Raw genomic sequence first — 24,832 nt, 5'->3', positions numbered from 1 at the left:
ATGAAAATTACCAAACTTTTTAGTCTTTCACTTCTATTGTTGTTTATTACGAATGTAACGGCACAGGAATTTAAATTAGGAAAAGTATCTATTGCTGAATTAGAACAAAAGATACATCCCAAAGATTCATCGGCGGCAGCTGCAATTTTGTATAAAAAAGGAAAAACAAGAATAGAATATGATCAGAATGAGGGGTTTATTACCATAACAGAAGTAGAAACCAGAATTAAGATTTATAAAAAAGAAGGATACGATTGGGCCAATCAAAATGTTTGGTATTATAATCAGGCCGGGTTTAAAGAAAAAGTAAGTTTTTCTGATGCCGTTACTTATAATTTGGTAAATGGTAAAATTGAAAAAACGAAGCTAAAAAGCGATGGAGCCTTTGATGAAGTCGTAAATAAATTTAGAGGACAAAAAAAGATCACAATGCCTAATGTAAAAGAAGGTTCTGTTATTGAGTTTAGCTACATCGTGAGAAGTCCTAGCGATAGAATAATTAGAGATTGGGATTTTCAGACGAGTATTCCGGTAAATTATTCTGAGTTTTCAACTTTCGTTCCGGAATATTATGTCTTTAATTCAAGACAAAAAGGATATATTTTTCCTAAGATTACTACGGTAAAAAATCCAAAGTCAATAGTTTTTACGAATAAAGAAAGATCCGGAGGCGGATGGGGAACTACTCAAACAACATTTTCTACGGATAAATTAGATTACTCTGAAACGCAAACGACTTATGTGGCAGTAAATTTTCCTGCTATGAAAGATGAAGCTTATGTCAATAATATTGATAACTATACTTCAAGTATTCAGCATGAATTATCGATGACAAAATATCCCAATTCACAAATAAAAATGTATTCGACAGATTGGAATTCAGTTGTGAAAACAATTTACGAATATGATGATTTTGGTCCTGAATTAAATAAAACAGGCTATTTCGAAGACGATTTGAAAAAAATATTAGAAGGAAAAAATACAGCAGATGAAAAGATATTAGTTATTTTAAATCATGTAAAATCGAACGTAAAATGGAATGATTACACCGGATACAGCTGTGATAATGGCGTTAAAAAAGCGTATAAAGAAAAAACAGGAAATATTGCGGATATTAATTTAATGCTAACCGCGATGTTGCGTTATGCAGGTTTAACAGCAAATCCGGTTTTGGTGAGTACACGCGCTAATGGAATTTCTATTTTCCCTAATAGAACCGCTTTTAATTATGTTATTGCTGCAGTTGAAACTCCAAACGGAAATGTTTTGTTAGATGCTTCTGATAAATTTTCAACTCCTAATGTTTTGCCTTTTAGAGCCTTAAACTGGTCTGGCCGATTGATTAGAAAAGACGGAACATCTGAAGAAGTAGATTTAATGCCTAAAAAATCATCAAATGATGTTGTTTACATGAATTATAGTATTGATGCCGAAGGTAAAATAACAGGTAAAACAAGAAGACAATGTACAGATTATAATGCCATGATTACAAGAGATAATATTAACGGGCTTAAAGAAGATGAATATTTAGAAAAACTGGAGAATAGAAATAACAAAATCGAAATAAGTGATTATTCAAGAACAAACGAAAAAGATTTGTTACTGCCTATTATAGAAAGTTATTCATTTACCGGTAATAACTTATGCGAAGTGATAGGCGGGAAAATATATATTAGTCCAATGCTGTTTTTAACAAATGAAAAAAATCCTTTCAAACAGGATGCAAGAGAATATCCGGTTGATTTTGGATTCCCTTTTACAGATAAATATAACATAACGCTTCAAATTCCCGAAGGTTTTACAGCCGAAGTATTGCCTGCTCCGGTGGTTATGAATATGGAGGATAATTTAGGAAGTTTTAAATTTAATATTGCTCCTGCAGGTAACGCTTTACAAATAAATATCCAGCATCAAATTAATGAGGCAATTGTATCTACTGAAAAGTATGAAATGCTAAAAGAATATTACAAAGCCATGATTGCAAAACAAACAGAGAAAATTGTTTTAAAAAGAATTTAATATGAAGTTTCAAAGCTTAGTGATAGTTGTTTTTTTACTTCTGGGAATTTCAAAAAGCAGCGCTCAAAATTATGAGTTGGGAAAAGTTACTGTTGCTGAATTAAAAGAGAAAGCAAACCCGAAAGATACAGCTGCGCCTGCTACAATTTTGTTTAAAAAAGGAAAAACATTTTTTACGTTTACTAAAGACAAAGGTTTTTCTGCCAATCATGTTTATGAATTTAAAATTAAAATTTATAAAAAAGAAGGACTAAATTGGGCGGATCAAAAGGTGCGTTTTTATATTGGTTATGAAAATTTAAGCGAAGACCGATTAGAGTTTTCAAATGCAGTAACTTATAATTTAGAAAACGAAGCAATTGTTAAGACAAAACTAGGCAATCAGGGAGCTTTTACGAAAAAAGTAAATAAATTTTGGGACGAAAAAATAATAACGCTTCCTAATGTAAAAGTAGGATCGATTATAGAATACAAGTACATTTTAAAATCGGATAATATTGTAAAACTACCCGATTTTGATTTTCAATATGATATTCCGGTAAATTACTTCGAGTATAAAACAGATATTCCGGAGTATTACATTTATAAACCAATTTTGGTAGGAGGCCATAAAGTTGAAACAGATTCAAAATTGACCAACGGCAGTCAAAGTTTTGAAGATGATTATAACAAGACAAAAAGCATATCCTATAAACAAATAAGCGCTTTTTATAAAGGAAATGATATTCCGGCACTGACGAAAGAGCCCTATATCGATAATATTGATAATTATAAAGGATCTATTCAGCACGAATTAGAGAGAGTACGTTATCCGGATCAGCCTGTAAAAGACTATACGATAACCTGGGAAGGTGTTGCGAATACTATTTTTAAAGATAAAAGTTTTGGAAAAGAACTTAATGAGAGGGATTTTTTACTCGAAGATGTTAAAAAATTATTGACCAATGTTGAATCACAAAAAGAGCGATTGAACATCATTTTTAAATTCGTTCAGAACAAAATGAACTGGAATGAAGAGAATGATTATTATACTCAGAAAGGGGTAAAAAAAGCTTATACAGATCAAACCGGGAATGTGGCAGAGATTAATTTTATATTAATCAGTATGTTAAAATTGGCGGGAATAGAAGCGAACCCAGTGTTGGTCAGTACTACACAAAATGGAATTCCGGTTTATCCCACAAGAACAGGTTTTAACTATGTAGTAGCGGCTGCTCAAATTGAAGACAAACAAATTTTACTAGACGCAACACATAAATTTACATCTCCCGGAATTTTGCCTTTAAATGTTTTGAACTGGAAAGGAAGATTAATAAAAGATGATGGAACTTCAGCAGAAATTGATTTAGTGCCTAGCACAATGTCAAAAGAATACTCCAGTTTGATGGTCAAAATAGATAATCTTGGGAAAATAGAAGGTAAGATCAGGATTCAAAGAACAGATTATGATGCCTATCTTTTCAGAGTTGAAAATGCCAATAAGAATCAGGAAAATTATCTTGAAAAATTAGAAGAACAATTTGGAGATTCGAAAATTTCAAATTACACCATCGATAATAAAAAAACGAATATTCAGGAACCTGTTCTTGAAACATTTTCTTTAAATGTAGACAATAGGGTAGAAATTATTGGAGGTAAAATGTTTATCAATCCGTTGTTGTTTTTTACCAGATCTAAAAATCCGTTTACGCAGGAAATTAGACAAATGCCAGTTTATTTTGGTTACCCGACTCAGGAGAAATTCAATTTGAATATCGAAATCCCTGAAGGATATGAAATAGAATCTTTGCCCACTCCTGTTAAGATTTCATCAGAAAATAAAGAGATCGTTTATATGTTAAATACATCTGGCGAAGGAAACAAAATTCGAATAATTAGTACAAAAGAAATTAACAATAGTATTTTTGCAGCAGATCAGTATAATGGATTAAAAGATCTTTTCCAGAAGATGATTGCCAGTCAAAATGAAAAAATTGTTCTTAAAAAAATATAACTATGGACTTGAAAAATGCACAACTAGATGTCGATACCTGGATAAAAGAACACGGTGTTCGCTATTTTAATGAGCTTACAAATATGGCGCAGCTTACAGAAGAAGTAGGTGAAGTTGCCCGAATAATCGCGCGCAGATATGGAGAACAATCAGAAAAGGAAAGTGATAAAAACAAAGATTTAGGCGAAGAATTGGCCGATGTTGTTTTTGTAGTTTTATGTCTTGCTAACCAAACCGGAATAGATTTACAAGCCGCTTTTGATAAAAAAATGGATTTAAAATCGGTTCGCGACAAGGATCGTCACAAAAACAATGATAAATTGAAATAATTGTGAAATATCACTCATCGGTTTTGAATTATGAGTTTTGAATTTTGAATTATGAGTTGGGAGTGGTAAATTGCGGGGCTGAATTACGTTTCTAATCATTCATAATTCATAATTTCCAATTTACAATTAAAAAAATGAATTTACTACTTCAAACAACTCAACATAATTTACAAGGACAAATTGCAGTAACAGGATCAAAAAGCGAGACGAATCGTTTATTGCTGTTAAAAGCATTGTTTCCAAATATTACGCTAGCCAACACATCAAACTCTGATGATAGCGAAGTGATGCAAAAGGCATTAATAGGCAACGACGAAATTGTAGACATTCACCATGCAGGAACTGCAATGCGTTTTTTAACCGCTTATTTTGCCGTAAACGAAGGTCGCGAAGTAGTCATGACAGGTTCAGGCAGAATGCAGGAACGTCCGATTAAAATTTTAGTGGAAGCTTTAGGACAATTGGGAGTTGAAATCTCTTATGAAAAAGAAGAAGGTTATCCGCCAATTAGAATTAAAGGAAAAAAAGTAACCGCTTCAAAAGTTACTTTGGCAGCAAATGTAAGCAGCCAGTATATCTCGGCCCTTTTACTTGTAGCTTCAAAATTAGAAAATGGTTTAGAGTTAACTTTAGAAGGAGAAATTACCTCGATTCCGTATATCAAAATGACTTTAGCTTTGCTTAAAGATTTAGATATTCAAACCAGTTTTGTAGGAAATGTGATCAAAGTTTATCCAAAAGCTGAGGTCGAAACCAAAGAAATGGTTGTAGAATCAGATTGGAGTTCAGCATCGTACTTTTTTAGTTTAGTAGCTTTGGCCGATACTGCTTCAATCACATTGAGCAGTTATAAAGAAAATAGTTTACAAGGAGATTCTGAATTAGTTTCTCTTTACGAGAAATTAGGAGTTCAGACTACTTTTCAGGATAACAAAATGACTTTGGTAAAACAAGAGAATTTTAAATACGAAACTGTAAATTTCGAGTTGAACAATACGCCGGACATTGCGCAGACTATTGTTGTAACCTGTTTAGGTTTAGGAATTGGTTGTCATTTAACGGGTCTTCATACCTTAAAAATTAAAGAAACTGACAGACTTGAAGCGCTTAGAATTGAATTAACAAAATTAGGAGCCAATATCTCGGTAACTAATGATAGTTTGACTTTGACAGCTTCAGAAAATATCAATCATAATGTAAAGATCGGGACATACAACGATCATCGTATGGCAATGGCATTTGCACCTTTAGCTTTAAAAGTGCCTATCATTATCGAAGATGCTGAGGTAGTTTCTAAATCTTATCCTGATTTCTGGAACGATTTGAAAGCATTAGACTTCCAAATTTCAGAATTATAATCAGCTTTTTACCATATAAGTTATATAAGTTCATTTAAATAAAATGAGCATAATTTGAATAGCCTCTAGTTTTAACTAGAGGCTATTTGTGTTTAGATTTTCGGCTTTAGCCAAATTAAGAAAACCAATTAATATGAACTTACATAGCTTATATGGTAAAAAAACGTTTTTTTATGTTGTTGAAACTCCACTGAATCAACGACTTTTGAAAATAAACATCAAAACACTTGACAACGCCTATCTCACAATCGTATATTTGCACACGATTAAAAATCAGGTCTTCAAATAATCCTGATTGAAAATCTATAACTCATAACTTTCTCAAATGAAATTATCACATTTTCAATTTAATTTACCGAAAGAACTTTTAGCAGAATTCCCGGCAGAAAACAGAGACGAATCTCGTTTAATGGTAATCGATCGTCAAAAACAAACTATAGAGCACAAAATGTTTAAAGATGTTATCAATTATTTTGATGACGGAGACGTTTTGATTCTTAACAATACAAAAGTTTTCCCTGCACGTTTGTACGGAAACAAAGAAAAAACAGGAGCAAGAATTGAAGTTTTCTTATTAAGAGAATTAAATTCAGAGCAACGTCTTTGGGACGTTTTAGTTGATCCGGCTAGAAAAATCCGTATTGGTAACAAACTTTATTTTGGTGATGACGATTCGTTAGTTGCTGAGGTAATCGACAATACAACTTCTCGTGGTAGAACTTTACGTTTCTTATACGATGGTTCTTATGAAGAATTCAGAAACAAATTGACAGAACTTGGAGAAACTCCAATTCCTAAATATATCAGTAGAGAAGTTACGGCTGAAGATGCTGAAAGATACCAAACAATTTATGCAAAAGAAGAAGGAGCTGTAGCTGCACCAACTGCAGGTTTACACTTTTCTAAACACCTTTTGAAAAAATTAGAAATCAAAGGAATCAATTTTGCTGAAGTTACACTTCACGTTGGTTTAGGAACTTTTAACCCGGTTGAGGTTGAAGATTTGTCTAAACACAAAATGGATTCTGAAGAATTGATCATCAAACAAGAAGCTTGTGATATTGTAAACGAGGCTAAAGCGAAGAAAAAACGTATTTGTGCTGTTGGAACAACTTCAATGCGTGCTATTGAAAGTTCAGTTTCATCACAAAATACTTTAAATCCTTACGAAGGATGGACAAATAAATTTATTTTCCCTCCTCACGATTTTAGTATTGCAAACTGTATGATTACAAACTTTCACACACCAAAATCAACATTATTAATGATGATTTCTGCTTTCTGTGGACATGATTTAATGAAACGTGCATACGACGAAGCAATCAAAGAAGAATATAAATTCTATTCTTACGGAGATGCAATGTTGATTATCTAATTAGATATTCAGATAAAATATAAAACCTGTCAGTGATGACGGGTTTTTTTATTTAAAATGGTTTCAAGTTTGTCATTATTTGCGAAATTTAAACGCAAAGTTCGCAAATATTTTTTGCGCAGTTTGTGTTTGCCAAATGCAAAAGCACGCAAAGCTTTGCGAACTTAGCGTTTATAAACGTTAACCTAGATAAAAAATCCTTGCGAACTTTGAGGTTAAATCTTCAAAGCATATCAACGCAAAACTTAAAACATGAAACAAAACAAACAAAATTTGTTATTTTAGCAGACAAAACAAAAACACAATGACTTTTCAAAATACACGCGAGTTTGCACGAGAGCTTGATTCGCAAGACACGTTAAATCAATATCAGGATCAATTTATTTTTCCTAAAGTAAATGATAAAAGAGTAATTTATTTTACAGGAAACTCCCTGGGTTTACAGCCAAAACGCACCAAAGCATATATCGATGAAGTAATGAACGACTGGGCAGATCTTGCCGTAGAAGGTCATTTTTATGCTGATAAACCTTGGTGGGATTATCAGGAAAGATTTGCTGAACCGTTAAGTAAAATTGTTGGAGCCTTACCATCTGAAGTTACGGTAATGAATACGCTAACGGTGAATCTTCATTTATTGATGGTTTCTTTTTATCAGCCAAAAGGCAAACGTTATAAAATTATCTGCGAAGAAAAAGCTTTCCCGTCAGATCAGTATATGTTTCAGAGTCAGGTGCATTTTCATGGATATAAAACAGAAGATGCTATTGTAGAAATCAAACGTCGCGAAGGCGAACACAATATTCGTCTGGAAGATGTTCTGGCGAAAATTGAAGAAGTGGGTGATGAACTGGCTTTGGTTTTAATTGGAGGAGTAAATTATTATACCGGACAAGTTTTCGATATTAAAACGATTACCGAAGCCGGACAAAAAGCAGGAGCAAAGGTAGGTTGGGATTTAGCACACGCTGCCGGAAATATCAAACTGGAGCTTCATGACTGGAATGTAGATTTTGCCGCATGGTGCAGTTATAAATACATGAACTCAGGACCAGGAAATGCTTCTGGTTGTTTCGTACACGAAAAACATCATAATAACCCGGATTTACCTCGTTTCGCAGGTTGGTGGGGACACAATAAAGAACGCCGTTTTAAAATGGAACCAACTTTCGATCCTGTTCACGGAGCTGATGGATGGCAAATTAGTAATTTACCGGTACTTTCTTTAGCGCCTTATTTAGCCTCTGTAGAAATGTTTGCAGAGGTTGGAATGGATGCTTTGATTAAAAAGAGAGATCATATTACCTCATACTTAGAATTTATTTTACATGAAATTGATAAAGAAGTAAAAGGAAATTTCGAAATCATCACGCCTTCAAATCCTGAAGAAAGAGCATCGCAATTATCAGTCTTTTTACACGGAGAAGGAAGAAGTTTGTTTGATTACTTAATGAAAAACGGAGTCATTACAGATTGGCGTGAACCTAATGTAATTCGTCTGGCGCCAGTTCCTTTATATTGTTCTTATGAAGATATGTATGACTTTGGACAAGTCCTGAAAAAAGGAATTTTAGGATAAAGTTTATAATCTCGCAAAGTTTTTTAAGTTTTTTTTGAATAGCTTCCAGCTTTAGCTGGATGGAGAAATATGTAAAAGCAAGAAGGGCTTTAGCCAAACTAGTAATAGTATGGCTAAAGCCCTTTTTATTCAAATCATATTCTATGCAAAAAACTTTGCGACTTGGCATCTTTGCGAGATTTTTTTTAGTCAGTAACTTAAAAAAAACAATCTGCTCAAATCTTTTTAAATCTGCGTGAAACAAACATCCAGTCAATAAAAAATCCGTTTAAATCCGCGTTTTGCTTTAGCAATCCGTTTCATCCGTGTTCCAAATAATACAACGTGATCTTGAAATTCTATAACCATTAAACTAAATCATGTAACTTCAACAAAACAAATCTTCTTTAATTTGTAGTGTAATAATTTAAAAAACTACAACCATGAAAGCCTTATATATTTTATTCGCCGCTTTATCAATCGTTTCTTGTCAGAATCAAGGAAAAGAAGATATCAATAAAGCCAAACAAGCTAGCATTGATTCGATGAAAGTTGAAATTAATAAACAAAGAGTTATTGATTCAATGAAGACAGAAATGGCAAGCCTTAAAGAACAGCAAAAGGTAGAACAACAAAAAGTAGAATCTCAAAAAGTTGTGGTAGTACATCAACAACAAGCAAATGGAACTACAACTACAACGACCAAAAAGAAAGGGTGGAGCGCTACTGCTAAAGGTGCAGTAATTGGTGCTGGAGTTGGAGCTGCAACCGGAGCAATCGTGAGTAAGAAAAAAGGCGAAGGTGCCATTATTGGTGGTTTAGCCGGTGCTGCTTTAGGAACCGGAACTGGTGCTGTTATCGATAGCAAAAAGAAAAAAGAATAGAACAATTTTGATATAAATAAAAACCCCGATTTAAATCTAAATCGGGGTTTTTGAGTTTTAAGCTAATTCTAAGGTTGGTATTTTTATGTTAGATAATTCGGATTTATAAAAATCAAAATCTTTTTTAATTTTACTTAAATCCTGTTTGAAATATAAAGCAGGAGAAAGTAAAGTATTGTAATATTCTATTCCTTCAAAAATGTTGGCTTTAAAAGTATTCCACTTTTTTAATTGTGCATTCGTGATATCTCCTGAAATATTTTCGATTTCATTTCTAAAATAATCCACATACATTTTTAATTCCTTTACAAATAAGTTTGGCCTGTTGTCGGTCCTTAGAATCGATTTATTTCCATAAATATGACCCAACATGTCAGACAAAGAAACTTCTTGGTCAAAATAAGCCATATTTGGCCCTGGACAGATGACAACTCCTTGCGCTTGCCCTTTTATTTTAATATCGTTCTCTAAATATGATGCATTTGCCAAACCAACACATAAACAAGACTTTTCGGTAATCGCAAATTTTGCTTTTTCAAAAGCCTGAGATGACATGGTATCTTTTACGTTTTCTAATTCTTCCAGTTTATGATCCTGAAATTTTTTCGAAGCAGTACAAATTCCGTGTGGATCGTATTCTTTACTTAAAGCAAGGAATTTTTTCGGACAGGAACTTCCTGCTTTATTCTGGTCGATTCTTTTTTGTTTTAAAATCTCGTTTGTAGTTCCTCTTAAAGTATTAAACGGAACCCCTAAAGGCGAAATATGACTTAAATATAAATCCTCTTCTTTTGCCTCTATTAATAATTCACGAGTAGCTTTATCTACAGAAGTAGCTTCTGGAACCAATAAAAAAGGAGATCCCCATCCCACAGAATCAACTTTGTAATTATCTAATAAAAATTCATGTTCTTCAGCAGTTCCTACACCGCCCTGAACCGTAATTTTTAGCGGTAAAGGATTTTCTGGTGCGTAAATTTGTTTTTGCTGTAATACTTTTGTCATCAACTCGTGTGCAGATTGAACAAGCTGATCCTTTTTTTGTTTAAATTCTTCTAATATTGGTCCTAATAAAAGACCGTCTGTAGCGAAAGCGTGTCCGCCGCAATTCAATCCTGATTCGATTCTGTACTCAGAAACCCAAAGTCCTTTTTTGGCTAGAAAGTTACCCTGAATCATTGCTGATCTAAAGTCACTTACTTTTAAGGTAATTTTCTTTTTTAGTTCATTATTTAGATTCGGAAAAAAATCTGAAAAATTCTCAAAATAGCTGAATAATCTCGGATTCATTCCGGCAGAAAGTACTACTGATGATTCAAGATTGCTTTTGGCAAAACCTCTCAAAGCAGCGTGAGCATCATTAAATTCAATAGGAAGCTGTTCGTTTTTTTCGAAATTATCTTTATCCAGTTTGGTCATGATATTCACATCAATTTCTCCGGGATAAAGATGCGATTCGATATAATTCTGAATGTTTTCTTTAAAAGAAATTCCATCGTCTAATAAATTCTGAAATCCTTTTTTTATATCGGATGTATTGGGTAACATCGCCATATAATTTTCTAAAGCAGTTTTGCTTTCGATTAATTCAGTTTTAAAACTCTCGAATTTGTCTTTGACGATTTTATCGACCAAATTAAGATAAGATGTAATTCTTTCGGCTCTGTAATCGTGAAACTTCTGAGTTATTTCCTCATAAGGAAAATTGAATTTGGTGCTATAAAAGTTACGCATCTTTTCAATTAATTCATCATCGGCTATAGAAACTACAGATGAAATTCCATATTGCGCTACTCGAATTGGGCTGTCGATTGTATAGGCGAGTCCCATTACAGGAATATGAAAAGTGTGTAAAGGTGGCTTTGTCATTTGTTTTTAAATTAAAAATAAAAGCAAATGTTGGAAAATTTATCCTTAAAAAAACTGATAATTGTCAGGTTTTAAAATGGTTGAAGTTATATGGTGGATAAAAAGGTTAACACGAATTTCACTAATTTGCAATAATTTTTAACGCACTGATTTAAAAGTAATTCGTGCTAATTCGTGAAATTCGTGGCTAAAAATAGTAGTACTAAAAGTTTTATATCAAAATCTTCTTTAAGGATTCCGCTATGCTTCTCCAGAGAAAATTATAAAATGACTTTTCCTGAATTCTTTCTAGCTCAACATCGGCGGTTTTTGGTTTTTCTTTTGAGTCATCTTTAACCAATAAATTAACAATTGCTGATTTTAATTTGGCTTCTTTTTCAGGATTTTTCTTTTTATATAATTTTACTTTTAGATCATCATAGTCTAGTGAGGCATTTCCTTTAGATATATTATCGTTTCCGTAAAAATTAAAACGATACTTGTTGAATACTCCGGTAAATGAAGCATTCATGTAAGGTTTGCTAAATCTTCCCATAGCGGCAACATCAAAGTTTGAGATCATTCCCTGAATATGAAAACTATCTTTAAGATCCAGCACATTAAAACTCCAATTGACATCGAGCGGAGAAGTTTTCATGAACAAACAATTGACTTTAATTTTTACATCGGCCATTTTTTTATAGCCAAATCCGCTTTTTAAATTCGTAACCTGCATATTAAAACGATCAAAATTTAAAATCCCGGGACCTTTAGAGAAATCTATCTCTTCCTCATAAACCAGTTTCGATTTTAGAATTTGTATGGTATCAATTTGAAGAGGAAATTTAATTTTTCGCAGTAAATGATTGTACAAATATTTTTTACTCAAATCATCTTTCGGGATTTTATTGCGGTAAATATTGGCATCAACATGATTCGCAATAAGTGAATTTGCTTTAAAGAAAAACTGATCATTTTTAAATCCCCAATCCATTTTTTCAATGTGAGCCGAATCTAATTTTATACTATAAATATCTTTTTCTTTATCTAATCTTTTTACAAACTCTTTTCGGCTAAATTCCGGTAAATAAGAGAATTTTTTAATTTTTAAAAAGTTTCTCTCAGTGCTGATTTGGCCAATATTCATGGCATAAAAAGCACTTGTTTTGTAATATAAACTATCGCAAACCAAAACGTATTTTTCAAAACGCATTGGGATTTTTTCTTTCAGAGTAGTATCTGTAAGTAAAATTCCTTCGAGTTTTAAGATGATTTTTTTAACGCTAAGAATCGGTTTGTCAGTGTCTAATGAAACCACATCAACTGATCCGTCATTGAGATAAATATTAGAGACGGCGACAATTTTGCGAAAAGGTTCAATGATTTCGTTTTTGATGCTTTTACTATTATTCAGAAGTTTTTCGCCTTTTTTGTATAAAATCACGCGAGGTTTGTTGATAATAATACTTTCGGCCTGAATAATATCATTAAAGGCTAAATCCCAAATATTAAAATGCTTGATCGTTATGGATTCTATTTTAGAGAAAAGCCCGTTTTTGCTGTCTTTTGGTTGATTTTTAGGGCTTACTAATAATGTCGTTGCATGAATATTTCGGGAGAAAAGTGATACTTCAATTTTTTCGTAATGAATATTGTAGTTGGTTTTGTTTTTCTCGTTTACAATTATGGGTAATTGTTTTTTTATCCAGTAATTAAGACCAATATTGGCTAAAACCACAAAAAGAAACAAAGAAATTACACCTATCGCTATTTTTTTATAGATTGACATTTATACTATTGATTTTAAATACATAAATTTAGACTTTTATAAACGATGTTTTTTACACGATTATATCTTAAAGTTATATCATTACCAAATCATTTTATCCTATACTTTTTTGAATATGAGAAAAATTAAAAAAATCCTGTTGGTTTTATTAGTTATAATTGTGGTTTTAGGAATAGGTTTGTGTGCCTATATCTTTCATTTGAAACCCAAATACGAAGGTGAAGTACAATTGAAAAACCTGGAGAAAGAAACCACTGTTTATTTTGATGATTTTGGAGTGCCTCATATTTATGCCAATTCAGAAAAAGATGCCATGAGGGCTTTAGGATATGTTCATGCGCAGGAAAGATTATGGCAAATGGAATTGCTTAGAAGAATTGCTCCCGGGAGATTATCAGAAATCTTTGGATCTGTCGCACTCAAAAATGATAAATTTTTCTCCGGAATTGGTATCGAGGAAGCTTCGGCGAAAGCCATTGCCAAATTAGATAAAAACAGTCAGAGTTATAAAATGACATTGGCTTACTTAGACGGAATTAATCAATATTTAGAGGAAGGTACAACGCCAATTGAGTTTACTTTGGTAGGTGTTAAAAAAGAAAAATTCACGATAAAAGACGTTTATAATATTTTTGGATATATGTCTTTTAGTTTTGCTATGGCTCAAAAAACGGATCCTTTATTAACTGATATTCGTAATAAATACGGAGCAGCATATTTGAAAGATTTGGGTATTGAAGGAGAATTTAATACCACACAAATTAAAAGTTCTAAAGAAAATATTGAAGAATATACTACGATTGCAAAATCTGTAGCCGCTTTGTTGGATAATTCTCCTATTCCGCCTTTTGTGGGCAGCAATAGTTGGGTCGCAGGACCAACGAAAACCAAAAACGGAAAGGTGATTTTTGCCAATGATCCGCATATTGGTTTTTCGCAGCCGGCAACATGGTACGAAGCGCATTTAATTACGCCTGAATTTGAGTTATACGGTTGTTATCTGGCAGGAACTCCATATCCTTTATTAGCTCACAATCGTGATTATGCCTACGGACTAACGATGTTCGAAAATGATGATATCGATTTTTATCAGGAAAAAAATAAAACAGGAGATGATAGCCAATATGAGACTCCAACGGGTTTTGCAACTTATGAAACCAGAAAAAAAACGATAAAAGTAAAAGATACATCGGATGTGGTGCTTACGGTTAAATCAAGCCGACACGGGCCAATTATGAATGATTTATTGGAACGTTTAGATCGAAAAAATCCTATTGCCATGTCATGGATTTATACGCAACAGCCTATACAAATTCTGGATGCAGTTTACGGACTTTCGCACGCTAAAAGCAAAGAAGATTTCAGAAAAGCAGTTCAATTGGTTGCAGCGCCCGGACTAAATGTAATGTACGGCGATGCCAAAGGAAATGTGGCATGGTGGGCAACGGGAACATTATATAAACACGATAAAGGTGTGAATTCATTTTTCATTTTAGATGGAGCAAGTGGAAAAGATGATATCAAAGAATATCTTGATTTTTCGAAAAATCCATCTGCAGAAAATCCAAAATGGGGTTATGTATATTCAGCCAATAATCAGCCGGAAGCGATTGATGGTTATTTGTATCCGGGCTATTATTTGCCGGAAGATCGGGCTAAAAGAATATCATCTTTAATGGATGCAAAGTCTGATTGGGATAAAGAAGCAATTAGTAAAATGATTTTTGATAATACTTCTCCAATTGCTCCGGGCGTAGTTCAGAGTTTAATTTCGAATGTGAATATTGCTTCGCTTTCGCCAAAAGAAAAAGAAGTAATTACGGCTTTAAAATCATGGAAAGGAACAAATAATCTGGAAGATGTTGGAGCAACGATTTACAACAAATGGATTTATTTATATCTAAAAAATACTTTTGAAGATGAAATGGGTGAGGATAGTTTCAACCTGTTTTTAGGAACCAGTTTAGGAAAACAAGTTATTGCCAGACAAATTGAGAATGAAAATTCGGTTTGGTGGGATAATATTAAAACCAAAAATATAAAAGAAACCAGAGCCGAAATTGTTTCGAAAGCATTTCATCAATCTGTAAAAGAACTTCAGGAACAATTAGGTGATCAGGTAGCCGACTGGAACTGGGGAAAAGTACATACGGTAGAACACGAACATCCGTTAGGAAAAATAGCTGCTTTGCGTAAACTTTTTGATGTAGGACCTTTTGCAGCTCCGGGATCAAACGAAGTAATAAACAATCAATTCTTCGGATTTAACAAAGAAGGAAAGTATTATGTAAAAGGCGGACCATCAACCCGAAGAGTAGTCGATTTTTCAGATATAGAAAATAGCTGGAGTATCTTGCCAACCGGACAATCAGGAAATCCGTTCAGCAAACATTACGGCGATCAGGCCGAGATGTACAATGCGGGGAAATTTAGAAAAATGAAATTGAATAAAGAGGAGATTGTAAAAACGTCGACCAAATTGGTTTTTAAACCAGCGAAGGAGTAGTGTTTTTTGTTTCAGGTTCTCGGTTTATGTTGTTTGGCTTGTGTGGTTTGGCTTGTGTGGTTTTACCGCAAAGCGCGCAAAGTTTTTTCGCAAAGATTCGCAAAGGTTTTTAATCTTTTGTGGCTTTGTCATAAAGAACGCAAAGCTTTATGTAAATAGTTTGACTGTACAGATCTTTGTCAAAGTTTTAAACTTTGACAAAGATTCCGATATCTAAAAAACCTTTGCCCCTTTGAGCCTTTGCCCCTTTGAACATTGTTTTAAAAAAAACTTAGAATCTCAGCAACTTAGCCCCTCAGAACCTTTAAAAAAAAACTTAGAACCTTAGCATCTTAGCCCCTCAGAATCTTATTTATATTTCCCCCGAACAATATCATTCGCAAATATCTCAAGATTATAACCAAGCGCATCATTGGTAATCATGACGTTTGAAGCTTGATAAGCAGTATCTTGGTTGTATGTTTTTAAGAGTGTTTCTAATTCTATTTCGTTGTAAAACGCAAACATATTATAAACGGCATCCCTGAAATTTTTGTAATTGATAGTTTCAGTTATTTCGACCGTTTTCTGATCGTTCCATTTTTCTTTAAGGGCAGCTTCGTTGATGGTTTCCAGGCAAAAATCAATTACATAGTTTTTGTAACGAGCCGCTTCAACAATTTTGTCAATGATAATTTTGTTTTGCTGAGTAGGCATTGGAACTGTTTTGGCAGCTGTTTGAGAATTACCAATGATTGGAATAAACAGGCATAGTAATGATACTAAAAGTTGCATCTTTAATTTTTTCATAGGTTTAAATAAATAGTATTTACAGCTTTAAAAGTTGTAAATCAGGTTGATTTGGGTTTGAAATTATCTTTTTTTGGGCAGCGCTAAAATAGTTTTTTTATACCAAATATGGAATCAGAAAAACACTTTTAAAACAAAAAAACTCCAATAATTTTGGCTTAAAACCAGAATTATTGGAGTTGGTAAGATAAAGATTACCGCTGTTGGTCTTGGTCTTTTTTTAGTTGTTATTTTTTCAGAAGTTCTTCTAATGCTTTTTTACCTGCATCATTTGAAGGATCAAGTTCTACAGATTTTTTATAGTTTGTAATAGCTAAATTTTTGTTGCCATCTTTTAAATAAGCTTCGCCCAAACTGTCATAAACATTTCCTGATTTTGGATACGTTTCTGCATTTATTCTGAAAACTTCTATGGCTTCTTTCGTTTTTCCGTTTTGAAGCAATTCATATCCAACTCTATTCATTTCTCCTTCAGAAATGTTATAAACAGGATCATTTTTAAGCTTTTTGTAGGTATTTAAACCGCTTGTAACTCCTTGTTCTGAAAAGGTATCCAGTAATTCAAATGCTAACGACATTTTAGGCGCTTTAAAAGGCTGATTGTATAAAATAGCACGAATAGACTGGCTGATTTCATTTAAAACCGTTCCGCCTGTATTATTCAATAAAACGATTAGATTTTTATCTTCAGGAATTCTGTAAATGATAGTGTTAAATCCGTTAATGCCGCCACCGTGTTCTGTAACTTTTACTTTGCCCGATGCTCCATCAGTTTCGTCTATAAACCATCCATAGCCATAAGATGATTGTCCGGTTTTGATATAAGAATTAAATAAAGATTCCATTGATTTTGATGAAAGTAACTTATTCGTATAAAGCGCCTGATCCCAAAGATAAAGATCTTCTACAGTAGAATACAATGAACCCGCAGCATACGGAATGCTCATGTCGAGGTAAGGAGCATTTCTGATTTTTTTACCTCTTTTTTCATAACCGGCAGCTCTGTTTTTCAAAATAACATCGGCATGATCATAACCGGAATTAACCATTTTTAGCGGAGTCAGAATACTTTCCTGCAAATATTGCTCGTATGATTTTCCGGAAACTTTTTCTATAATAGATCCCAATAAAAAATATCCCGAATTACTGTAATTGAATTTTTCGCCAGGCGTAAACTCCAATGGCAGATCCCAAAAAGTTTTTACAAATTCTTCCGGAGTATAAGGATTTCGGCTTTTATCTTGAAAGAAATTAGGAAGCGAAGTATAATTTGGAATCCCTGAAGTATGTGTAAGCAAATGATGAATCGTTATTTTATCACCCGTTGCTTTTGGATAATCTGGTAAATAAGTGGTGATAGGAACATCTAGTTTTATCTTGCCATCTTCGGCTAATTTTACAATCAGGAAAGCTGTAAATTGTTTGCTGATAGAACCTAGTCTAAATTTGGTATCCGGCTGATTGGGAATATTCCATTCTAAATTGGCAGAACCAAATCCTTTTTTTAGAATTACTTTTCCGTTTTCGGCCACAATTGCAGAGCCGTTAAACTGGCCGTATTGATTGTATTTACTTATAAGCTCATCAATTTGTTTTGCTTTATCTTGTGCAAAAGAAACATTGAAAGCAAAAATTACAGCAAAAAGAGAGAGAACAACTACTTTGATTGATTTTTTCATAATGATTGATTAGTTAATTATGGTTAATGATCGATTTTGATTGATGATTGAAACTTTATAATCACTCGTGATTATGATGGCGTCTTTTATTTAGACGACTAATTTTTAATTAAGTTTCAGGATAAATCAATTTTTTTCATTTTTCTTTTAAAGAGAAGATTACACAAACCAAAAATTACTTTTTGATAGGTCTATGCTCATAACTAACAATTCTTTTCAATTTCCAATCTTTATCTTTTCTTTCCCATATATGAATAAATTTCCCGGTTCCTTCCGGTTTTCCATCAACATAAAAAGTATGTTCGCCAATTTGCACTGCACCAAAATCGCCCAACTTGTCGATAGTACAGGAATTTAGTTTTCGGGTTAGTTTTTCAGGTCTGTTGCATTTTGCGTTCAATGATTTTATTTCATTTTCTTTCGAAACATTTAAGCCAAAGCGGTCGTCATAAAACTCAACATCATCGGCTATTATTTTTTTAAATTGTGCTGCATCGCATTGGTTAAATGCAACATCAAAAAGCAAACTGTCCATCTTAATGATTTCAGTTCTTAGAAGATCTTCGTTTAGTATTTCGCTATTGGTTTGTGCGGTAGCTTGCCTGCTTAGGAAAAAAATAAAAAGGACTATTACATTTACCATGGGTATTGTTGTTATGTTTTTATTGTTTTCCATTTTTATTTTGTTTCAATTTCAATTATTCTCTTTCCATTTTCGCCTAAATAATGGTTCACTATTTTTTCATAAACTTTGTATCCGTCATCTACATTGGTAAAAATAACTAAGCCTTGTTTTGTTTTAGGTAATAATAAAAAAATGGTTTGCACACCTTGGTCTGCACCGCCGTGAGATAAAGCGTAATTGTCATTTCCTAAGTCATAGATTTCAAAACCCAACCCGAAATATTTGTTTTTCTTAGTTTCGACCTGATGTGATATCATATCGTCAAATACTTTTTGGCTTAATCCGTCGCTGTTCATTACACTGCATAAAAATATGCTATAATCTTCAATTGTTGTCAATAAATCATCTGCAGCATTTGCAGTTTTATTTTTAGCAGGTTCGTAGGCATTTCCTTTATTGTCGTAACCAATAGCATATCTCGAAACATCGGTAATATCATTCCAGACAAATTTAGTATCCATCATTTTTAGCGGTTTGATAATTAATTCATCTGCTAATTGCGGTAATGTTTTGTTGAATTTCTTTTCAAGTGCTTTTCGCAAATATTCGAATCCTTCGCCTGAATATTGGTGCTTTGTTCCGGGTTTAAATTTAAAGTCTAATTTTCCGGATTCATTCATAAATCTCCAATTCGGGAAACCGGTTTGATGACTTAAAATGATTCTTGTAGTTAGAAGTTTTGTATTTGGATCACTTGCGATATCCGGATCTGTCCAGTATTTATAAAGTGGTTCGTCTAAATCTAATTTTCCTGAGCTTGCCAATTTCAGAGCGACGATTGCTGTTACAGGTTTGGTTAAAGATGCTACATTCCAAATAGTGTTAAACGGTGCTGTAACCCCTTTTTTAAGTTCACCAAATACCTTTATTTGTTGTAGTTTTCCGTTATTGATGATACCAATTCCAAGAGTGGGCACATTGTTTTGTTTGAGCCATTTTTCAATTTCCTGATCATTATCAAAAATGCTTGATTTTGTACCTACAGTATTAACATTCTGGTGATCGTAGCTTAAAGATCTTCTCAGTTTCCAAACCCCATTTTCCAATATCCAGAGATGAGTGAATTTTGCGGTACTTCCAAATTTGTCTTTTTTATCTGGGGTAGGTTCAAAAAACTGATGAATTCCTATTTGCAAAGCACCGTACAGAACGCCACCTTTTGCTAACGGATAAATTTCAGTGCTTCCTTCAACCAGATCTCTTCTGGCTTGATAGGTTTTGGTAGCGCTACATAAGCCTTTTCTAATGTTTTTTAAAAATAAAGTTCTGTCCTGAATACTGTCTCTATCATGATAAAATTCAAAATTGTTGCTTAGTAAGTTTTCGAATTGTGATACATCGCAAGTATTAAAACCAACATTAAAGAGAAGGCTGTCCCTTGACATAATGGTTTTGTACAGTTTTGAATTTTTTTCTTCCTGAGAAAATCCAATATGGAATTGGAGAAGTAGTATCCCAACTAAAATTACTTTTAGCTGGAAAAATGATTTGTTAATTTTCATTTTTGATTGATTTGATTGATTGATGATTTTGCAATATTACCTAAAACATTGCTCGCAAAATTGTACAAATGCGAATATTATCTTTTTTTTGAAAGAAAATAGGAATCCGAATTGAACATTTTTGGGGTTGTTTTGGTCACATCTTTAAACTTTTTGATGAAATGTGACTGATCAAAGTATTTGTTGTAAAGCGCAACATCGGTCAGTTTTAATTTCTCTAAATCAGAGTTTACCATTTGGTCTACTGATTTTCTAAACTTCAGAATCTGAATATAATTTTTGATGGTAAGTCCGGTTGCCGTTTTAAATTTAATTTGAAGCGACCTTTGCGAAGCATTTAGATTTTTTCCTATTTCCGAAACTGAAATTTCTTCATTTTGAAACTTGATTATTTCGCAAATCTTTTCGATTGTGTTTTTGTTAGGATGCGAAACACTTAATTCTTCAAAATAAGAATTAATTGTATTTAATAATGCTAGAATATCGCTGTTTAGATCCGTTTCGATTTTGTTTTTGAAAGGCAATTCGGCAGCCTCAATTTTAAGAATAGCATCTGTAAAATTACTCAAATCATAATCTGGAAACATCGAAAGTGTCCAGGCATGTAGTTGAATTATTGTGACCTTTGTTTTGGGTTGAATATTAACCAAAACTTTATTGGTCATTTGCGAACAAAAGTAAAATCCTTCGTTCATTTCATACTTACTTTTGCTGGTATGAACTTCTATTGCTTTTCCGCTTACGATTGCGAGATTAAAACAGCCGTTGGGTAAAACGAGTTTGTTTTCGATTAGGCTTTCGCCGATGCTGTTATCAAGACACCAAATTTTATTGACGAACCTTTCAGTTTTTTGACTTACGTAATGTTCGGAGTATAATTGCATTCGATTATATTATTATTAAGAACTTTTATATTGATCATATTACTTTTCCAGTTAAATATTTTATTAAATTAGAGCTTATTTCTTTATTTACTTCTATTGGAATTTGATGTTTTTCGGTAAAGATGTTTAAATCTATGAATAGTTTATCAATAAAAGGAAGTCCACTTTCAAAATCAATTTCAATTCTTTTTCCAGGGAGTCCATAGTCATTAATACAGTTTTCTTCAATTACCTTAAATTTCATATTGCAAATCTGCATTAACTTTAGAAATTGAGAAGTCTTACTTTTTGATAGAAAATATGCCCATCCGTTTATACTATCTACAACTTTGTCAAGCCATTCTTTAAATTCTGGAATTTCGTGTAATTCTCTTGAATCTTCGTTGTAACCATGAATACAAATATCAATTTTTTCTTTTGTATGTGTTATAAGTTCTTGATTTACATGTAATCTTTCGAGTCCTTGAAGTAAACTTTGAAAGGTCTTGTTTTCTATGTCTGGTCTGTCAACGATAAAAATAATATAGTCATGTTTTTTTATTTGCTTGTTAACTTTCCAAAAATGCTCCAATTGAGAGGCATAATCTCTAATAGGGCTTATGTATTTTAATAGCTCTGGTTTAGAGTTTTCTTGTAATTCATTTTTATATGGGATTGTGATTTTCCAATTACCACCTGCTTGCTCTGTTTTTGATGGATCGCAAAGGCACCAATATGCTTTATTAAGAGAATCGTCAATAATAATTATTATTACTGGAATATCGTGATTAAGATAATAGTTAAGATGGCTAACTTCACCTCTGTATATCCAGCCAAAATCATTTTTTTCTTTAAAATAGGAAGGGCCTGTTTTTACTTGAGCCGCTATAGTTTTTCCAGTGACTTGGCCAAATTCAGCTATAATGTCTAAATAAGCATCTATTCCAAAGTCATTTTCTTTATGATTTGGTCTAAAAATCCAATTTAAATCTTTTTCAATAATTTTCTTTAATATTGTAATTCCATCTTCACCTTTCTTTGAGGATTTATTATAAATTGGTAGATCCATTTTTTATTAAATATTAAATTTTAAAAACTAACGGTTTGCTTGCGAGGGTTTTAGGTAACTATTTTGTATTTGAACACATTCTAAGCTAAAGTAGGATTTTTTTTCTGAAAGCAGATAATTTATATAAACTCTTCAAAATAATCTCTCTTTGTCTTCTCCCATTCCTCCAAAATCAAGCTATAATAAACATCATCTTTACTCTTTCCTTCAGAATCAACATAATTATTTCTAAAGATACCTTCTTTTATTGCGCCTAATTTTTCAATAGCTCGTTGTGATTTTTTGTTCTCCAAATCAGCACTAAATTGTATTCTCCTGAATTGAATTTTTTCGAAACCAAAATTCAGTAATTCGTATTTGCACGCTTTGTTTAAACCTGTTCCCTGAAAATCTTTTCCGTACCAGGTCCAGCCAATTTCGCATTTCTGGCTTGCGTGGTTTAGGTAACCGTAACGGGTACTTCCGGCAACTTTGTTGGTAGCTTTGTCTATAATTAAAAAGGGATAACAAATTCCGTCTGCTTTTTGTTTTAAGGTGCTTTTGATATAATTTTCGAAATCAGCATCGTTTCTAACATACATTCCCATGAATTTCCAGATTTCATCATCGAAGATGATTTCTTTGAGTTCGTTGTTTCTTTCGTTTTCGAATGGAATTAGTAAAACTCGTTGGTTTTCTAAGATAATGTTTGATTGTAATAGTTCGCTTTTCATATTATTTAGATTTTGCCACAAAGGCACAAAGGCACAAAGTTTTTATCTCAATCTTGTCATCCTGACGAAGGAAGGATCACACTAGATACTCCGTACAGAAATTCGCCAATCTTTGTCGAGTTACATGTGTGATCCTTCCTTCGTCAGGATTGACAAAAAACAAAACTTTGCGCCTTTGCGAGATTATTTCTTCAGCGAAAGTAGCCCTTTTTGAAATTCTAATAATTCTATAAAAACGTAAATTTGTTATGAAAACGGGTGTTGCATGAGGGATAGGAGCGGTATCCTTTTATGGCGGGGTTCGCCATAAAATATACAAGTGGATAGCCCGACCCGCTTTTTTCGGCGGGTCATGCCCAGATAATTATAACGAATAAGTCTAAATATTTGGTTTATTTTAAAGCTTTTGTGTATTTATTACTTATTTTTACGATCTTATATTTAGATTTTTCTTGATGCAAACTCCACTAAAAATTGCTGTTGTAGGTTCTGGATTGGTAGGATCACTATTGGCAATTTATCTCAAAAAAGCAGGTCACACCGTTCATGTTTATGATCGTAGTCCTGATATTCGTAAAATTAATTTTTCGGGTCGTTCTATTAATCTGGCAATGTCTAACCGTGGCTGGAAAGCGCTTGATGGCGTTGGTGTTGGCGATTCGGTGCGTGAAATCGCGATTCCGATGGACAAACGTGCGATTCATTTGGTCGATAAACTCAATTTTCAGAATTACGGGCAGGAAGGCGAGTCGATTTATTCGATTTCCAGAGGGGCTTTAAACAGAAAAATGATTGATCTTGCTGAAGCCGCCGGAGCTGAATTTTTGTTTGAACAAAAAATCTGGGATGTGACGCTAAGCGATGCGACTTTGCATATTGGTGAAACGGAAAGAGGCGAGTGGGAGGAGAAAAAATACGATATGGTTTTTGGTGCCGATGGTGCTTTTTCCAGAATTCGTCACAGAATGCAACGCCAGAGCATGTTTAATTATTCGCAGGAATTTTTGAATATGGGATATAAAGAATTGAACATTCCGGCAAATGCCGATGCGACACATAAGTTGGATAAAAACTCTTTTCATATCTGGCCGCGAGGCGAATATATGTTGATTGCGCTTCCTAATCTTGACGGAAGTTTTACCTGTACTTTATTCATGCCTTTTGAAGGTGAAAATTCTTTTGCATCGCTTACAGATCGTAAAATGGTAGAAGATTTCTTTGAAAAAAACTTCCCGGATTCGATTGAAGTGATTCCGAAACTGGCAGAAGATTTCTTTAAAAATCCAACGAGTACTTTGGTGACAATGAAATGTTTCCCCTGGACTTATGAAGATAAAATTGCTTTGATTGGAGATGCTTGTCATGCTATTGTTCCGTTTTACGGACAAGGAATGAATGCTGGTTTTGAGGATATAACGGTTTTGAACGAAATGATCGAAAAGTACGGAAACGACTGGAAGAAAATTTTCTCTGAATATCAAATTTCGCGTAAACCAAATGCTGATGCCATTGCAGAACTTTCGTACCGAAATTTTATGGAAATGAGCACGAAAACAGCAGATGAAAAATTCTTATTACAAAAGAAAATAGAAAAAGCATTTTCTGATAAACATCCTGATAAATGGATTCCGCTTTACAGCCGTGTAACTTTTAGTGATCGACCATATGCCGAAGCTTTGGCGATAGGCGATTTTCAAAACGGAATTATGGAAGAAATTCTAAAAATAGATAATATCGAAAATATCTGGAACAGTACTGAAATCGACAATAAGATTCTGGAATTGTTGCAAAATGCATAGATTCAATGTCAATTACAATATCAAAATTCAATTTAAAATTTGACATTGATATTGTAATTGATTTTTGATATTGA

18 protein-coding genes are annotated in these 24,832 nt (G+C 33.1%); 9 read left to right on the top strand and 9 right to left on the bottom strand.

Annotated elements, in window-relative coordinates; genetic code table 11:
• From ACIDC4_RS15045 to ACIDC4_RS15015, 7 genes are all read left to right on the top strand, one after another.
• Positions 1-2,019, top strand: a complete 2,019-nt coding sequence (locus ACIDC4_RS15045) for a DUF3858 domain-containing protein (RefSeq protein ID WP_412043402.1) — start codon at positions 1-3, stop codon at positions 2,017-2,019.
• A 1-nt stretch (position 2,020) separates the two neighbouring features.
• On the top strand, positions 2,021-4,012 hold the full coding sequence (locus ACIDC4_RS15040) for a DUF3858 domain-containing protein (protein WP_412043401.1): 1,992 nt from the start codon (positions 2,021-2,023) through the stop codon (positions 4,010-4,012).
• A 2-nt stretch (positions 4,013-4,014) separates the two neighbouring features.
• Positions 4,015-4,341, top strand: a complete 327-nt coding sequence (locus tag ACIDC4_RS15035; RefSeq protein WP_012022600.1) for a nucleotide pyrophosphohydrolase — start codon at positions 4,015-4,017, stop codon at positions 4,339-4,341.
• Between the two features lie 134 nt (positions 4,342-4,475).
• On the top strand, positions 4,476-5,699 hold the full coding sequence (locus ACIDC4_RS15030; RefSeq protein WP_412043400.1) for a 3-phosphoshikimate 1-carboxyvinyltransferase: 1,224 nt from the start codon (positions 4,476-4,478) through the stop codon (positions 5,697-5,699).
• Between the two features lie 325 nt (positions 5,700-6,024).
• A complete protein-coding gene (gene queA, locus ACIDC4_RS15025) occupies positions 6,025-7,074 on the top strand; it encodes a tRNA preQ1(34) S-adenosylmethionine ribosyltransferase-isomerase QueA (RefSeq protein WP_065448560.1) in 1,050 nt (349 codons plus the stop codon).
• 304 nt (positions 7,075-7,378) lie between these two features.
• On the top strand, positions 7,379-8,653 hold the full coding sequence (gene kynU / locus ACIDC4_RS15020) for a kynureninase (RefSeq protein WP_412043399.1): 1,275 nt from the start codon (positions 7,379-7,381) through the stop codon (positions 8,651-8,653).
• A 422-nt stretch (positions 8,654-9,075) separates the two neighbouring features.
• On the top strand, positions 9,076-9,516 hold the full coding sequence (locus ACIDC4_RS15015) for a YMGG-like glycine zipper-containing protein (protein WP_412043398.1): 441 nt from the start codon (positions 9,076-9,078) through the stop codon (positions 9,514-9,516).
• Between the two features lie 57 nt (positions 9,517-9,573).
• Here ACIDC4_RS15015 and ACIDC4_RS15010 read toward each other — a convergent pair whose 3' ends face one another.
• Positions 9,574-11,385, bottom strand: coding sequence for a hypothetical protein (locus ACIDC4_RS15010; protein ID WP_412043397.1), 1,812 nt, complete (start codon positions 11,383-11,385; stop codon positions 9,574-9,576).
• 211 nt (positions 11,386-11,596) lie between these two features.
• A complete protein-coding gene (locus ACIDC4_RS15005; protein WP_412043396.1) occupies positions 11,597-13,153 on the bottom strand; it encodes a hypothetical protein in 1,557 nt (518 codons plus the stop codon).
• A gap of 115 nt (positions 13,154-13,268) precedes the next feature.
• On the opposite strand from ACIDC4_RS15005, the gene ACIDC4_RS15000 reads away from it, so the two are divergent.
• On the top strand, positions 13,269-15,659 hold the full coding sequence (locus tag ACIDC4_RS15000; protein WP_412043395.1) for a penicillin acylase family protein: 2,391 nt from the start codon (positions 13,269-13,271) through the stop codon (positions 15,657-15,659).
• 348 nt (positions 15,660-16,007) lie between these two features.
• Here ACIDC4_RS15000 and ACIDC4_RS14995 read toward each other — a convergent pair whose 3' ends face one another.
• From ACIDC4_RS14995 to ACIDC4_RS14965, 7 genes are all read right to left on the bottom strand, one after another.
• Positions 16,008-16,448, bottom strand: coding sequence for a hypothetical protein (locus tag ACIDC4_RS14995; RefSeq protein WP_412043394.1), 441 nt, complete (start codon positions 16,446-16,448; stop codon positions 16,008-16,010).
• A 227-nt stretch (positions 16,449-16,675) separates the two neighbouring features.
• On the bottom strand, positions 16,676-18,127 hold the full coding sequence (locus tag ACIDC4_RS14990) for a serine hydrolase (protein ID WP_412043393.1): 1,452 nt from the start codon (positions 18,125-18,127) through the stop codon (positions 16,676-16,678).
• 175 nt (positions 18,128-18,302) lie between these two features.
• Entirely contained in the window at positions 18,303-18,803 is a 501-nt protein-coding gene (locus ACIDC4_RS14985; RefSeq protein WP_412043392.1) for a nuclear transport factor 2 family protein, read from the bottom strand.
• Between the two features lie 2 nt (positions 18,804-18,805).
• On the bottom strand, positions 18,806-20,314 hold the full coding sequence (locus tag ACIDC4_RS14980; protein ID WP_412043391.1) for a serine hydrolase domain-containing protein: 1,509 nt from the start codon (positions 20,312-20,314) through the stop codon (positions 18,806-18,808).
• Between the two features lie 77 nt (positions 20,315-20,391).
• Entirely contained in the window at positions 20,392-21,198 is an 807-nt protein-coding gene (locus ACIDC4_RS14975) for a helix-turn-helix domain-containing protein (protein WP_412043390.1), read from the bottom strand.
• Positions 21,199-21,232: 34 nt separating this feature from the next.
• Entirely contained in the window at positions 21,233-22,246 is a 1,014-nt protein-coding gene (locus ACIDC4_RS14970; protein WP_412043389.1) for a DUF4365 domain-containing protein, read from the bottom strand.
• A gap of 119 nt (positions 22,247-22,365) precedes the next feature.
• Positions 22,366-22,959: a GNAT family N-acetyltransferase gene (locus tag ACIDC4_RS14965; protein ID WP_412043388.1), complete on the bottom strand. Its 594-nt coding sequence runs from the start codon at positions 22,957-22,959 to the stop codon at positions 22,366-22,368.
• A 455-nt stretch (positions 22,960-23,414) separates the two neighbouring features.
• Here ACIDC4_RS14965 and ACIDC4_RS14960 point away from each other — a divergent pair, with 455 nt between their 5' ends.
• Positions 23,415-24,758 (top strand): FAD-dependent oxidoreductase, encoded by a 1,344-nt coding sequence (locus ACIDC4_RS14960; RefSeq protein ID WP_412043387.1) that lies wholly within the window; start codon positions 23,415-23,417, stop codon positions 24,756-24,758.
• Positions 24,759-24,832 lie beyond the last annotated feature (74 nt).

Source organism: Flavobacterium sp. C3NV (assembly GCF_046825355.2).
Classification (GTDB): Bacteria; Bacteroidota; Bacteroidia; order Flavobacteriales; family Flavobacteriaceae; genus Flavobacterium.
Note: the sequence above shows the minus strand (reverse complement) of the source record. Positions and strands in the feature narration are given on the sequence as shown.